This window comes from Paraburkholderia madseniana (assembly GCF_009690905.1).
GTDB lineage: Bacteria > Pseudomonadota > Gammaproteobacteria > Burkholderiales > Burkholderiaceae > Paraburkholderia > Paraburkholderia madseniana.
Genome location: NZ_VOSW01000040.1, coordinates 15,013 through 29,633, shown reverse-complemented (window position 1 = coordinate 29,633; position 14,621 = coordinate 15,013). Strand labels below are relative to the sequence as shown.

Sequence of the window (14,621 nt, the reverse complement as noted above, 5' to 3'; positions counted from 1 at the left end):
GGCGCCATCGGCACAAAACCGCCACGGGAGGCGAATGAATCCTATATTGCCTCACAGACAACATCGAACTTCATTAACTGCGTCGCCCCAAACGCATTGCTGATCGCGACGTCGGCGGCATCTCTCCCGCGCGCCATCAAAACCCGCCCCGTACGCGGCACATTGTTCCGCGGATCGAAGGTCTGCCAGCAGCCTCCCACATACGCTTCGAACCACGCGGCGAAATCCATCGTCGCATACGGCGGCGGCGTGCCGACATCGCTGATATAGCCCGTGCAATACCGTGCGGGGATATTCATCGCCCGACATAGCGTCACGGCCAGATGCGCGAAATCCCGGCACACGCCCTTCCTCTCCTGCCACGCCTGCCACGCGGTCTTGGTCGGCCGCGCGAAATCGTAGCCAAACACAATGTGCTCGTGCACGTAGTTGCAGATCGCATCCACGCGCCCGCGCCCGAGCGGCATCTTGCCGAACGTCTGCCACGCAAATTCGGATAGCAAATCAGTTTCGCAATACCGGCTGCCCAGCAGAAACACCAGCGTATCGTCAGGCAACGCCTCTACCGGATGCTGCTCGGTCAGCGGCGGCCGCCGCTCAGGCTCGGACGACACCTCGAGCACCGCGCTTGTCGAAAACGCAATCAGTCCCTGTGGCGCCACGATCCGGCTGCACAGATTGCCGAAGCCGTCGCGATACTGGCTGATCGGCACCGGCGGATTGACCGCCAGCAAATCCGGACTCAGCACGTCCTTCGCGTGCGAATAGTGCGTGTTCAACATCAGCATCATCGGCGTCGGTTGCACGCACTCATAGACCAGCTCGTAGCCAACGCGCAATTTCATCGCGACGCCCTCTTCCAGTTGAAACATTCAGTTGACGCGCCCGGTGAGCAACCTGAGTTGACACTCCCAGCTAACACGTTCGATTTGTGCAAGCCCAGTCATCCGGCTCGCCCCTCACTTTCCTTCGGTCACGCTCACATCGACCTGCAAACCGCGAAACGAATGCGGCGCGCCATGCCATGTGCCCCACAACGGCAACGCCTGGTAGTAGTTCCACGCCACCGCCACCCGAATCAGATGGCGATTGCCGACGATGCTATTGGTCGGATCGAAATCGACCCAGCCGGCGCCCGGCAGATAGATTTGCAGCCACGCATGCGTCGCACCGCCGCCTTGCACCGCGTCGTGCTCGGGCACGTCGGGCACGAACAGATAGCCACTCACAAAGCGCGCCGCGAGGCCGAGCGAGCGCACCGCATCCATCATCAGCACGGCGAAATCGCGGCAACTGCCGCTGCGGTTGCGCAAGGTGTCGCCAGGACGGTGCACGCCCTTCTCCGTGCGGCGCACATAGAAAAACGTGCTTTTTATGTCGAGTGTCATCGCGCGCAGCAACGCCATCGTGCCGCCGGTGCCGCTCTTGCCGCTCGCGCCGCTCACCCCGCCGCTGCCCGGCACGGGAACGAAGCGCCGTGCCCATTCGTCGACGTCGCGGTCGGGATACTGGCGGCTGCGTGCGTTCACGAGATCGGACGCTTCCTCGTTGGTGTACGCGAACGGCCAGTTCACCGCGTACGGCTCGAGCGCGTAGTCAGGCATGGGCGTTTCGAAGTGTTCGAGCGTCGCTTCGCTGTCGAAGCGCAATTCGCTCGCCTTGCCCGTGAAACTCGCGACCGCCACGGAATTGTCGAACACGTCGTGCAGCCAGTGCAGCCGCGACGGCGTCGGCGTAATCACCAAGCGGCTCGTGACGAGGCGCAAATCGTGGCTGGCGCGCGGGCGGAACATCATCCGGTGTTCGCCGAACCGCACGGGTTCCGAGTAACGGTAGACGCTGACATGACGCACCGTGAAACGCTGTGGCTCAGTCATCTGACAGGCCGATGGATGCAACTGGATTCGTCCTGAGCATCACGTTCACGCTGGTAAAAACTGCTGCCGCAGCAGGCGCTGGGCGCCCGGCACGGTTTGATCCTGAAAGAGCCACGAACAAGGTTCGGCGTGGTGAGGTGCTGTCATCGACAAGCTTTCGCTTTGAGCATACACCCGCCATATTGGTTGAAATCACTCATTTGGCCGGAGGTGGCGCGCTCGCGGAAGTTATCAACAGAATCTGTTCGCAAATCTGTGCATAACTACCCGGCAAAATCGGCAAGCGCTTGATACGCCTACTGTTTCTACAGTGACGTCGAAGTCGGGCAGGCCCCGTGCGGCGCGCCAGCATCGAGCGCATCAAGCGCCTCAATCGCGCACAGTACTGGCGGCGCGGCTGGGCCCGGCTTCCTGCGCAGCCGGCGCGCCACGCTCTTCCTCGCGCCACTCCTGCCGCGAACGCACCATTCTGCGCACGGCGAGGCGCGCCATCTTCACCCAACCCGACGGACGCGGGTCGGCGAGCATGCTGAGCGCGCGGGCATAGTCGAGCGTGAGGCCCGGTGTCCACGCCATCGTCGCGGCGCGTTTGCGCAGTTGCGCAGCCACCCACAACTCCGGCGTCGTCATCACCCGCAGAAACGGCCGCCATCCGCCGAGGTTGCCCCATACCCGCGCCGACGCGCCTTCGATCGCCGCTTCCAGCGCGCGCGATACGCTGCTCGAGCAATTGCGGTGTGTCAGGTTGTAGGTCGTGTCCTGACGATAGGTGTCCCAGAAACGGCGCAGACGCGCGGGATCGTAATTGCGTATGCGCACCTGAACCGTGGACGGACACCACGCTTTCGATTCGGTCGGGTAGTCGGGCTGAAAAACACCGGGCACGTCGTTCTCGCGCGTCGCGCGCAGAAGCCGCGCGAAATCGTCGGGTGAACGATCGATCTCGACGCCCGGATATAAGCTGATGTAGATGCCTTCAGGCGATTCGAGCGCGGCATGCCCGGTCGATATCACGCCGTTACGATCCACCGCCGCAATATAACGATCGACGATCAACTGCCGCCGCGCCTCGCCCTTGGCCGAGCCGACCGGCGTCCACACGTGCACGGTCAACGCATCTTCATCGGCGCTGGGCGGGCCGTCCCATTCCACCGCGCTCAACCGACCGGGCGCGACCGCACTCGCCGCAGAGTTGGCCGCATCCGCGCTTGCATCATCCGACGCCACTGCGGGATTCGAGGCGAGACGCCGCACGCGTGTACTCAGCAGAATCAGGTTCCAGCCGCCGAATATCAGACCGAGGCCGAGACAGTACGGCACGGTGCCCACATAGTGCGTCGGATAAGGCTGATAGAAGAAAACCGCCAGCGCGATTTCAACACCCCCACCTATCATCGCGAGCCGCCAGGTGCGATAACGAACGACCTTCGCGGAAACGATCTGCAGCAGACCGTCGGCGAGAAAGAGCGTGCCGAAGATCATCGACAGAATGAAGTTGCCGTGATGATGGCCGGCGAGAATCAGCGCCGCCGCAAAGCAGAATGCGATGCCCTTCACATAGCGCAGCGTGCGTTGCCCGCCCATGCCAGTCCACGCGACGGTCAGCGTAGCGAGCCCTTCGAGCAACAGCAACAGCGCAAACGGCGTAATCGGGAAATAGAGCGCGCTATCGAGCGCGTCGATGAACACCACCACACCGAGCACGAGGCTCACCCAGCCGATCAACTGCAACGAGCGCCAGCGCGCGCGTAGGTAATCGACACCCAGCAGGATCATAACCAGTCGAACCATTGCAAGCCCTCCGTGATCGATGCGCCTTTCTGAACGCAATCTTAACCATATTCACGGCGCTGGCGCGAACGGGTTCGGTGTAGCGGTGGTCTGCGCGTGATGACGCTTTCACGCAGCGCCGCTTCGCGAATGCATCGTGCATCGACACCGTACGATCGCAGCAAGATCCTCAGACGTACTTGTGGCGCTCATGCCGATGCGCCTTCGACGGACGTGCGCCGCGCTTGCTCGCACTCGCGGCCGCATGCGGTTCATCATCGTGCGGCGAGATGCGCGGGGTGGCATAAGGACCGTTCGGCAACACGGCGGGGCTTTGCGGGGTTGCCGCGCTTTGTGGCGCAGTCGATGAAGTCTGTGCAGCGGGCAACGGCCCCGTTGCGGCGTCGATCACCTTCTGCAATTCGTCCTGCGCGTACGCTGGCAGCGGCGCGGGAGGATACGTCGCGTTGGCAGCCATGGCAGTGGAGGTGGCGGAGACGGCACAGGCAAGGCCGAGGGCGATCATCAAGTGGGCGATTTTCATGTCGAGTCCTGGTCAGGATGACGCGACTCGCATGATGGAAAGCGTGGCGCGCGTCAATGGATCGGAAGGTTCCTGACGGCTTGAACCGTCAGCACAAACAGTGTGACGGCCGGGACATGAAGGGTAAATTTTATTAAGCCGGATTCAGATAACCATAATCTGGCTTAATAAGCGCCGGCGCGAAGCATTCTCGACGCGCCGGCCTGCAACGGACAAACGCAGTTCCGGCGAATGTCACTCAGGCAGCCGCGGCTTGCGGCATTTCCATGCCCTGCTCTCCACCCAATGCGTCGAGCAGATCGCACAGCATGCGATCGAGTTCGGCGGTCATCAGCGTGACGTCGGAATCGAAGCGCTCGTCGTCGTTCTGCGCGGTGGGGTCGCTTGCTTCCTTGAGGACATCGAGCGGCGCGATGCGCTTGATTATCAACGAAGGCGTCAGCACGAACGACACGCGATCGTTCCACGTCATCGCGAGACGCATGCATTGCTTGCCGGCTTCGATATGACGGCGCATATCTTCGGCATCCAAAGTATGTCCGACGTAGCGCACCGTCGCGTTGCCTTCCGTCGGCGAGCGCAATTCGGTGTCCTGGTCGAGCGTGAAGCCCGCGGGACCCTCGCCGGAAAGCAGCCATCCGGTCATCGCCGCAACCGGCGATTGCGTGACGCGCACGGTGCCGAGCGGCAGTTGATCGATCGACTTCACCAGCAGGCCGCGCACTTCGTCGGCGACCGCTTGCGAGCCCGCGTCGATCACGAGCCAGCCGTTCCTGGTATCGATCCACACGCGCGTATCGCGACGAATGCTGAAGGCGCGCGGTAGCAGTTCGTCGGTCACCTGCTCCTTGAGTTCGCGCATCTGCTTGCGGCCAGGTTTGAAGCCCTGCTGCTCTTCGAGTTCGAGCGCACGCGCCTTGGTCACTTGCGTGACGACCGAAGCCGGCAGCAGTTTCTTTTCGGCGCGAAACACCAGCAGCATCTGGCCATTGAGCGAATACACCAGCGAGTCGTTGTCGCGCGGCGACGCCCAGCCGTGGCTTTGCATCTCGACGCTGTTGCCGGGCGCGAACGCGTGCGGCGCGAGCCATTTCTCCATTTGTTCAGGGGTGACGGACCACGGAGCGGGAAGACGGTGCAACTGAAGGTTTTTGAACCACATTGGCGGGGTCTTGTATGGGCAAAGCGCGTCATTCTATATGACTCGGAGAAGATGACGTGGTCGGGCGCGTGCCCGCACGCTCGGTGCCGACGCGACGCCACCGCAACGATGATTTTCAAATAAAACTCGAAAATCCTTTAAGCAACAGACCGATTATCAAACACAGCCGTTAGCCAGAGAATGCGTTTCATCAAATCAACTTCTCCGGAGCGTGTCATGTCCCCAACCTTCATTTACAGATTTGCCAGTCACGCGCTGCTCGCAGCGGGCCTCGCCGGCGCCGTGAGCGCACACGCAGCGAGCGCTGACACCTTGCCAGTGCCCCATCACATTGCCGTCGACTCCGCTTCGGCGAAGAGCGCCGCGATCGTGCGGACCGCGCGTCGCTACGCCGCGTTCTGGAATACTGGCGACGAGGCCTACGCGAAACTCGCACTGTCACCGGCGTTCGTCGACCGCACCTTGCCGGACGGCAGGCAGCAAGGTCCGAGCGGCCCGTTGCAGGCATCGAAGGGATTTCGCGCGGCGGTGCCTGACCTGCACGCCGAAATCGACGACCTCGTGGTGGCGGGCGACCGCGCCTCGGTTCATCTGCATTTCTATGGGCACTTCACCGGGCAGTTCCAGAACCTCAAAGGCAACGGCCAGACCGTCGACTTCCAGGCTTTCGATCTTTATCGCGTGGAGGGCGGCCGCATCGTCGAAAACTGGCACCTCGAAGACAATCTGACCCTGCTCAAACAGCTCGGGGCGATCAAACCATAGTGGTTTAGCCGCATCAGTCTTGAGGCGCGCTTTACGTTCAAATCAGCTAGACTTTTTGAGAAGCGCACGACAAAGACGGAGGCGGCCATGGCCGATGAAACCGCACCTTGGCAGATGGTGGAGTACGAGGGTTTCGAAATTCACGTGGCGCCCTTCCCGAAAAATCCGCCCGACGAAACGAAGCCGTCGGCCGCGCCTGATAACCGCTACACGTATGTCGGTTACGTGTGCCATCCGGGCGCCGATCCGGCCATCCCAGGGCATGCAGTGCCGTTCCATCCGGATGGCGAAGAGAGCTTCGCCGGCATGGAAGACGCGCTCTACGAGGGTGTGCATGTGGGTCGCAGTATCGTCGACGGCACGCACCCCGATTTGACGGTGCTGCCGCTGGTGACGGGCGGGGTGTGAACCTCGCTTGCGGTTCAGCGAGGCGTTTGCACGCTCAGCGCGTCCTGCTTCGTCAAAAGACGTAGCGCGAGGTCCAGCATCCGCTGGTTGGCGCTTGCGGGCGTGAACGTCTCGACTTTTCGCAGTGCCGCCTGCACGAGACTCTGGCGTAGCTCGGTGTCCTTGAGTAGCCGCTCGATTGCGTGCGCCATCGCGTCCACGTCGCCCGGCGGCACTAGCAGGCCGGCCTTGCCGCCCTCCAGCAAATCCCGCGGACCGGTTGGGCAATCCGCCGAAAGCACCGGTGTGCCGAGCGCCATGGCCTCGCCGAGCACCATGCCGAAACCCTCGTAGCGGCTACTCAATACGAGCAATTTCGCCTGACGGATATAGGGCGGCGGATTGGCACAGAAACCCAGAAAATGCACCGAAGCGCCGATGCCCAATTCGTCGGCGAGTTGCTCGAGCTCGCGCCGGTCCCGCCCCTCACCGATCAGGACGAGCACCGCTTCGCAGCGGCCGCCCTTGCGTACCTGAGCGTAGGCTCGCAACAGCGTCTTGTGGTCCTTCTGACCTTCGTCCAGACGCGCCACCGAAACGATGAACGACTCCGCCGGACGTTCGATCTCCGCGCGCGCCGCGCGCCGCAGTGCGTCGACGTCGATCACATTCGGCAATTCGACAATGTAGAGGCCGGTTGCCGAAAAGAGTTCTTGCGCCTCGTTCAGCATGGCGGGGGTCAGCACGGCGATCGCCGAGTAACGCGAATAATGCCTCACGCGACGGGCGACGTAGCGCTCGCTCTTGCTGCCGAGCCGCGCCGCGAGGCTGAAATGGCTCACGCCGAACCAGGGCACGTCGCAACTGCCCGCCAGATGGCGCAGCGAAAAATCGAAATCGCAGATCAGATCGTGCTGCTTTGCGAGACGCCGCATACGAAACGCCGCCAGCGGCCGGATGGCGCCGTAGGTCAACAGCTTGTGCAATAACTTCACGCCGACACCGAGTCTGCGCCGACGAGCCGCCTGATGAAGCGCGTACATCCATTTCGACGAGGCAAGGACGTGCACAGGCACATCGGCGGGTATCGACTGCGCGCGCCAGAACGACAGGTCGTCGGTCGGATAGGCCACCGACAGGCTCGGCGCGAACAGCCGCCGGTCGAGCGTCTTCAGCCAGGACAGCAGCGCGGTCTCGGTGCCGCCTTTTCCGAAATCGTTGATATGAAACAGGATGCGCAGCGGCGGGCGGTCAGCTTCAGTAGCGTGAGGGTTCGCGTTCGTCATCCTGGTTATTCGCCCAACTCTGCCGTCGGCGCTTCGCGCCGCTGTTCGCTGCCTATCACCGTGGATTTCCTCCGTGCGGTTTCGGGCGCCATCCCACCCGAAGCGTCGACTTGCTCCGCGCAACCCAGCAGCAGCCCCGCAAAAGCCCAGAACGCGAGCATAGTGGTCTGCCACATGAAATCATCGGTGGTATTTTTCGCGATCATGCCGGCCACGAGCGCCACGCCCGCAGCACACAACCAGGGTTCAACCCGCCGCAGCCGCCAGAAACGCGCGATGAGGCACAGCAACAGCGTGCTCTGGAGCACGACTCCAATGACTCCCGTCTGCAACCACGTGTTGATGAACAGGTTGTGCGCGTGCGTCAGCGCTTGCGGTTCGACCGTCAGCAAACTGGCTGGCACCTCGCTGCGATAGACGATACCTGGCAGCGGCTTGCCGAAGCCAACCCCGACCCACGCATGACGCTCGGCTTCACCGATATAAAACGCCCACAGCTTCGGGCGCGTGTCGGCCGATACCGTGTCGCCGATTGCGGACAGCGAGCCCGGCACGTAGACCTGATGACCGTCGATCACGACATCGCGCGCCTGCGTGACAGCGGGCACGGCGCCGGCCGTCCGCAGACGGGCGCTGAACTCGAGCGTGCCGACGCTGACCGCGCCCACCACGGCAATGACCAGCACCGACAGCAGCAGACGGCGCCGGTATAGCGGGAACAGCGCGATCAGAAGCGTGACGGCGGCGGCCGGCCAGAAGAACCGGTTGAGCGTTGCCAGTCCGATGAAAAGGCACAGCACAATACCGCTTGCGCCGATCACACGCCAACGCAGCCGCATCATGAAGCCCGCGAAGAGCGGCATGGCAAATACCGCGAGTGTGCTCGTGTGACCGACACGATTGTAGAAATGCAGCGGGAAGGTGTTGGCGGTGGGCGGTTGCAGATGCCCCCAGTTGAACGCGCTGATGGCGCCGAGCGCCACGCAGGCGACCCAGTTGACGAGCACCACGGGCGCCGGCCGCCTCAGTTGCGTGCCGAACAGCCAGAAGCCCCAGAACGACACCAGCGGATAAAGCACCTCGTCGCACCACGCGTGCAGACTGACCATTGGATACATGGACCACGCGACCGACGCCAGACTCCAGCCGGCCCAACCCGCAATGGGCAGCACCAGCGGCCAGTGCAACACCGACGGCCGGTTCGGCGAGCAGGCCGCCGCCAGGACGCCGAGCGCCATCAGAGCGAGCGCATTGAAGACGATCGCCGTCATGTGGCCGAACATCACCACAAACAGAATGACTGGACACGCAACCCAGAACACGCGCTCCACTCGCGCAGCAGCGTGAGTCATTACACTTTCACCAGAACAGTTTGCAAAGCGTTGTATACCGACTCGACCGACAGCCGGCCCATACAGTCGGCATGGTCGCCGCGCCACGCGACGCAGGTCGTCTCGTTGCGATCACAGCGCCGCACCCATGCTACCTCGCGGCGAAAAATAAAAGGCTGATCGCGGCACGGCATATCGGCGATCGTAATCGGCACGAACGGCACCTCGCACCAAAAGCGGCCCGCACCGTGAATCAACGCGTTGCCCGGCCCAAACAGCGCGAGCGTCGGCACCCCAATCAGACGCCCCAGATGCGCCACGCCGGTATCGGGACAAACCACGGCTTGCGCACCGGCAAACAGATGCCACAACTCGCCGAGACCGAGCCGCGCCGCCAGGTTCGGATGGCTTGGGTCCGGGTCGATCGCGCGAATCAGTTCCGCTTCGCCGGGCCCGCCGGTCCATACCGGCAGATAGCCGAGAGCTTCCACGCGTTGCGCAAGCTCACGCCAGCGCGCGTTGGGCCAGCGTTTGACGCTGCTGCTCGCGCCCGGATGGAGCACGACGTAAGGCTTCGCCAGTTGCGCCGGCTCGGGTAGCGCTACGTGTTGCGGCGCGCTCCAGTCGGTAGGCCGGTAGGCGCGCGGTGGCGGCCCGTCGATCAGTTCTGTGGCGAGGTCGGCCCAGGCCGCCGGCGCGGCGGGATACGGCACGCTCCGGTTGAGCGGCCAGTTCTTCCAGGCTGGATCATCGCCCGCGTGTCCGATGATCCAGCGGCAACCCGCGCCCAACGCGAGCCAGCTATGACGATTGTCGCCGAGCACTATGCCGAGGTCGTAAGGTCCGGAAAGCAAAACGTCCCGCACCGACTTCGAATCACGCGGATCGAACGGCAAGGCTGTGACGCCGAAAGGCCGCCCCGCATACAGCGGCAAGATCGCCTTCGGACAGTTGAGAACGATCTGCGCTTGCGGATATTGCGCCCGCAGCTTGGCGAGCAGCGGAGTGAGCAGCAGCGTGTCGCCTAGCAATAGATGGTGCGCAATCAGGATACGGCGCACGTGCCGCGGCTCGCGGCGCAAAGGCTTGATCAGGAGTCGCGGGATGGCCCGCGCAAAGATACGAAGACGCCCGGCAAGCCGACTCATGGGCTCATCGGCGCGTTGGTTCCCGCCGCGATCTTGCTGTACGCCGATACCCGGCGCGAGGTCGCGTTCGCCATACACAATCTCCAACGGTATTCTTCAAGAAGGCCTCCAGTGCGGCGGCTACGGCCCCGTCACAGCGGGCTGGCGCGGTTCGGGACGGCGCCTCTAGCCCGCCGCCTGTCCAGGCCGGCATGGAAAGCTCGATGAAATATAGGGGTGTTCGGCTCGAATTGAGTTTGAGTTCGAGCCTCGATATCTGAAAATTATAACATGTGCCCCTGCCGCGGAACGATGCGAAGCCGCGCCAGGAGGCCCGCCCGCCTCTTCTGCGGCAACGCCGCGGCGGCCCTTAACACGCGGCGTCGATCTGCCTCGCCAGCGTCAACAGCGCGCCAGCGTGAGCGGCAACGCCCGGGTCGTAAAGCACCGCGTCGCGGGCGAGTTCCGGCGGCGCGCGACGCGTGCCGTCGCGATACTCCCGCACCGCTCGCTCGAGTGTCACGCGCAGGTCGGCGAGGTCGGCCGGTGCGAAAACGAATTTCGCATGCGGGGCGATCGCATCGCAGCAACCGATACTCGACGGGAAAATAACCGGCGTGCCGCACATCACCGATTCGATGCCCACTAAGCCGAACGGCTCATAGGTCGATGCGAGGATCGTGAAGTCCGCGGCTTGATAACACTCCGCGAGCTCTTTCACGTAGCCGATATAGCGTAGCCGTTCGGACGCGCGCGCGGGAGGCCGCCCGGCCACGGCCACCACCACGGGCAGCGCCGTGTCGCGCAGCGCGGCTTCGATGAGCGGCAAACCCTTGCGCTCGTGGCTGCTCGACGGAAACAGCAGGACGATCTCGTCATCGGCGAAACCGTATTTCTGACGCAAGGCGGCGCGCGTCGCGGCATCGGTCGGCGCGAAGCGCGTGCCGTCCACGGGTGGAAACAACACGCGGATCTTCGCCTCGTCGACACCGTACAGTTCGCGCAACTCGTCGTGCATCAGTTTCGAATGCGCCACCACGACCTTCGAGCGCTCGTATTGGCGGCGCTCGAGCGCAATTTGCCAGCGGTCCGAACGCTTCTGCGCGCGTCCCGTCGCCCGCAAGAAACCGAGATGCGTACCGCCGCAGATCGCTACGTCAGACGAGTCGACACGGTTACAGCCGATCAGCACGTCGACGTGCGCCGCGCGGCGCGCGGCGCGCAGCCGCCACGAAAACCAGTGGTCGCGCAGCTTACCCGGCAGGAACGAGACGTTGATGCGGTGGGGCTCGACCAACTTGCATTCCGGCAGCGACGTGTCGAAACGACGCGCGAAAAAGGCCGGTTCGACGCCGAGCGCGGCAAGGCCGCGCACGAGATCCATTGCGTAGCGCTCGAAACCGCCGCTGTGCTGTAAGGCGTTACTGGAGAGTCCAAGTTTCTTCATTCAGACAGCGCGCGCCAGCGCCTCGTCAATTGTTACGGGGGTAAGTCATGCGCGGTCCGGGCTAGCGGACCGCATGAATGGAGATCCGCATGGCCGATGACGTGTCGTGTCGTGCGCTTTACGCTGCGTCCTGCTGGAACTGGATGCGATGCAAATGCGCGTACAGACCATTTTGCGCGAGCAGTTCGCGATGACTGCCGCTCTCGACGATCCGCCCCGTTTCCATCACCAGAATCCGGTTGGCGCGCTCAATGGTCGACAGGCGGTGCGCGATGACCAGCGTGGTTCGGCCCTTCATCAAGGTTTCCAGCGCCGCCTGCACGTGGCGCTCGGATTCCGAATCCAGCGCCGAGGTGGCTTCGTCGAGAATCAGGATCGGCGCGTCCTTGTAGATCGCGCGCGCAATCGCCAGACGCTGGCGTTGACCGCCCGAGAGCATCATGCCGTTGTCGCCGACCAGCGTATCGATGCCATTGGGCATCGCCTCGACGGTGTCCCACAGGTTCGCCGCACGCAGCGCCGCCCTGACCTTGTCCGGATCGGCCGGCTGGCCATAAGCGACATTGTTCGCCACCGTATCGTTGAACAGCACCACGTCCTGGCTCACCATCGCGATCTGGCTGCGCAGCGCGTGCAGCCCGTATTCTGGCAACGCGACGCCGTCGACCAGAATCTCGCCACCGGTCGGATCGAAAAAGCGCGGCAGCAGATTCACCAGCGTGGTCTTGCCGCTGCCCGACGGCCCCGCGAGCGCCACCATTTCGCCCGGCGCCACCTTGAACGACACCTGATCGAGCGTGTGGCGGCCATGCGTGGCGTTGCTGCCGTAGGTGAACGACACGTCGCGGAATTCCACTTCGCCACGGGCCCGCTCGAGCGGCTTGCCGCCGCCTTCCGGTTCGGAGGGTTCGTCGATCAGACCGAAAATCAGCTCGCACGCCGTCATGCCGCGCTGCAGCGGCTGGTTCACGTCCATCAGGTGCTTCAGCGGCGAGATGATCAGCAGCATCGAAGTGACGAACGCCACAAAGCCGCCGACTGTGGTTTGATCCGACGACGACTGCACCACAGCAATCGTAATCACCACGGCGAGCGCAATCGACGCGAGGAACTGCGTCAACGGTTGCGCGAGGCCGCCGGACACGGTCATGCGCATGGCGTAGCCGCGCAGACGCTTGCTCATCGCCGTGAAGCGGTCCGTCTCGTACTGCTCGCCGTTGTGCACCTTGACGACCTTGTAGCCGCCCACCGTCTCTTCGACGATGTACGACAGTTCGTTGGTCAGCAGTTGATGCTCGCGGTTCAGGCGCCGCAAGCGGCGGTTGATCTTGCCCACCAGCCAGCCGATCCCGGGCAGCAGCACCGCGACGATCAGCGTCAGGCGCCAGTTCAGATAAAACAGGTAGCCGAGCAGGAAGAGGACTGTCAGCGAATCGCGCACCAGTGTGACCAACACGCTCAACAGCACGTTGAGAATCTGGTTCACCTCGAAGACGATCGCGTTGATCACGGTGCTCGCGGTTTCGCGCTGGAAGAACGCCACGCTCGTGTGGATCATGCGGTCGAACATCTTCAGGCGCAGATCGAGCAGGATCTTGTTCGATACGTAGGCGAGCAGATAACCCGAAGCGTATTGCGACACGCCGCGAATCAGCGCGAGGCCGATCACGGCGGCCGGTACGAACCACTTGGCGTTGTCGTTGGCATGCGCGCCGAAACCTTTGTCCAGCAGCGGTTTGAGCAAGGCGGGAATCGCCGCGTCGGTGCCGGCGCTCGCCGCCATTGCGACAATCGCGCCGATCACCACCCACAACAGCGGCTTGATATATGGCCACAAGCGCCGGAAGACGACGGCAGGCGACGATGCCTCACCTGAACCGATGGGTTTGCTTAACGTAGGCTTCGCGCTCAAGGAATCCTCTGGGAATGCGGGACAGCATCCGTGCTGCGGGCGGAATGCCCGCAGCACGTAAAATTAAATACGGCATTGTAAACGGTTGCGGATTGCCCGGCCGGTAGTGATGAATTGGCCAGATTCGGCCGGATTCACAGGCCGATAGCGGCCGGCGGACGTGTCCGGCCACGGCCACCGCGCGCTGTGTATACTTGCGCGACTCATTCCGTCACCCTGCGCCCTCCACGCAATTCAGGTATGCAAGAAACCACCCTCGGCGTCGCCATCATCACCAAAAACGCGGCGGCGCGACTGGCCGAATGCCTGCAGGCCGTGGCCTTCGCCGATCAGATCGTCGTGATCGACGGCGGCAGCACCGACGGTACCGCCGACATCGCCCGGGCACATGGAGCGCGCGTGCTCGAGCAAACCGACTGGCCGGGCTTCGGCCCGCAAAAAAACCGCGCCGTGGAGGCGCTGACCACCAGTTGGATTCTCTCGCTCGACGCCGACGAAATCGTCACGCCGGAACTGGCTGCGGCGATCCGTGCGGCGCTGGCCGCACCTACCGCCGATGTCTACGCGGTGGACAGGTTGTCGAGCTTTTGCGGCCACTGGATTCATCACAGTGGCTGGTATCCGGACTGGATTCCGCGCCTGTTCAAACGTGGCGCCGCGCGTTTCTCCGACGACCTCGTGCACGAGCGCCTGGTGTTCGACACGCCGTCGCAGCGACTGACCGGCAAGCTGATGCACTACTCCTATGAGGACTTCGAAGGCGTATTGCGCAAACTCGACGCGTATTCGACGGCGGGTGCGCAGCAACGTCACGCAGCGGGCAAGCGCGGCAGTTTTGGCAAGGCGCTCGGGCGCGGCGCGTGGGCGTTCGTGCGGACCTATGTGCTTCGACGTGGATTTCTCGACGGCCGCGCGGGTTTTATGATCGCGGTGTTCAATGCCGAAACGGTGTACTACCGGTTTCTGAAGCTGGCGCGGATGGGGGAGCAGACGCGGCGCTAGGGGCCACGGCT

Annotated in this window: 13 protein-coding genes; 3 read left to right on the top strand and 10 right to left on the bottom strand. The window is 63.3% G+C overall.

Annotated features, from left to right (window positions below):
- Nucleotides 1–41: 41 nt before the first annotated feature.
- The 5 genes from FSO04_RS21320 to FSO04_RS21295 all read right to left on the bottom strand — a co-directional run bounded on the left by FSO04_RS21320 (nt 42) and on the right by FSO04_RS21295 (nt 5,353).
- On the bottom strand, nt 42–845 hold the full coding sequence (locus FSO04_RS21320) for a transglutaminase-like domain-containing protein (protein WP_154562199.1): 804 nt from the start codon (nt 843–845) through the stop codon (nt 42–44).
- Nucleotides 846–959: 114 nt separating this feature from the next.
- On the bottom strand, nt 960–1,877 hold the full coding sequence (locus tag FSO04_RS21315) for a transglutaminase family protein (protein WP_154562197.1): 918 nt from the start codon (nt 1,875–1,877) through the stop codon (nt 960–962).
- 369 nt (nt 1,878–2,246) lie between these two features.
- Entirely contained in the window at nt 2,247–3,668 is a 1,422-nt protein-coding gene (locus tag FSO04_RS21305; RefSeq protein WP_166618225.1) for an HdeD family acid-resistance protein, read from the bottom strand.
- Nucleotides 3,669–3,837: 169 nt separating this feature from the next.
- Complete coding sequence (locus FSO04_RS21300) at nt 3,838–4,191, bottom strand: superantigen-like protein SSL4 (RefSeq protein WP_154562193.1); 354 nt, start codon at nt 4,189–4,191, stop codon at nt 3,838–3,840.
- A 238-nt stretch (nt 4,192–4,429) separates the two neighbouring features.
- Entirely contained in the window at nt 4,430–5,353 is a 924-nt protein-coding gene (locus tag FSO04_RS21295) for a recombination-associated protein RdgC (RefSeq protein ID WP_154562191.1), read from the bottom strand.
- A 216-nt stretch (nt 5,354–5,569) separates the two neighbouring features.
- Here FSO04_RS21295 and FSO04_RS21290 point away from each other — a divergent pair, with 216 nt between their 5' ends.
- The gene (locus tag FSO04_RS21290; protein WP_154562189.1) at nt 5,570–6,118 is read left to right on the top strand and encodes an ester cyclase; all 549 of its coding nucleotides are present in this window, start codon (nt 5,570–5,572) and stop codon (nt 6,116–6,118) included.
- Between the two features lie 87 nt (nt 6,119–6,205).
- Entirely contained in the window at nt 6,206–6,526 is a 321-nt protein-coding gene (locus tag FSO04_RS21285; protein ID WP_154562187.1) for a hypothetical protein, read from the top strand.
- Nucleotides 6,527–6,540: 14 nt separating this feature from the next.
- Here FSO04_RS21285 and FSO04_RS21280 read toward each other — a convergent pair whose 3' ends face one another.
- The 5 genes from FSO04_RS21280 to msbA all read right to left on the bottom strand — a co-directional run bounded on the left by FSO04_RS21280 (nt 6,541) and on the right by msbA (nt 13,608).
- Entirely contained in the window at nt 6,541–7,791 is a 1,251-nt protein-coding gene (locus FSO04_RS21280; RefSeq protein WP_154562185.1) for a glycosyltransferase, read from the bottom strand.
- 5 nt (nt 7,792–7,796) lie between these two features.
- Complete coding sequence (locus tag FSO04_RS21275) at nt 7,797–9,143, bottom strand: O-antigen ligase family protein (protein WP_154562183.1); 1,347 nt, start codon at nt 9,141–9,143, stop codon at nt 7,797–7,799.
- Nucleotides 9,143–10,270, bottom strand: a complete 1,128-nt coding sequence (locus FSO04_RS21270; RefSeq protein WP_154562181.1) for a glycosyltransferase family 9 protein — start codon at nt 10,268–10,270, stop codon at nt 9,143–9,145. Before FSO04_RS21270 ends, FSO04_RS21275 begins: the two co-directional genes overlap by 1 nt.
- A 349-nt stretch (nt 10,271–10,619) precedes the next feature.
- Nucleotides 10,620–11,696 carry a glycosyltransferase family 4 protein gene (locus FSO04_RS21265; protein WP_154562179.1) on the bottom strand — a complete coding sequence of 359 codons (1,077 nt, stop codon included), beginning with the start codon at nt 11,694–11,696 and terminating at the stop codon, nt 10,620–10,622.
- A 118-nt stretch (nt 11,697–11,814) separates the two neighbouring features.
- The gene (gene msbA / locus FSO04_RS21260) at nt 11,815–13,608 is read right to left on the bottom strand and encodes a lipid A export permease/ATP-binding protein MsbA (RefSeq protein WP_154562177.1); all 1,794 of its coding nucleotides are present in this window, start codon (nt 13,606–13,608) and stop codon (nt 11,815–11,817) included.
- A 240-nt stretch (nt 13,609–13,848) separates the two neighbouring features.
- On the opposite strand from msbA, the gene FSO04_RS21255 reads away from it, so the two are divergent.
- Nucleotides 13,849–14,610: a glycosyltransferase family 2 protein gene (locus tag FSO04_RS21255; RefSeq protein WP_154562175.1), complete on the top strand. Its 762-nt coding sequence runs from the start codon at nt 13,849–13,851 to the stop codon at nt 14,608–14,610.
- Nucleotides 14,611–14,621: the final 11 nt, after the last annotated feature.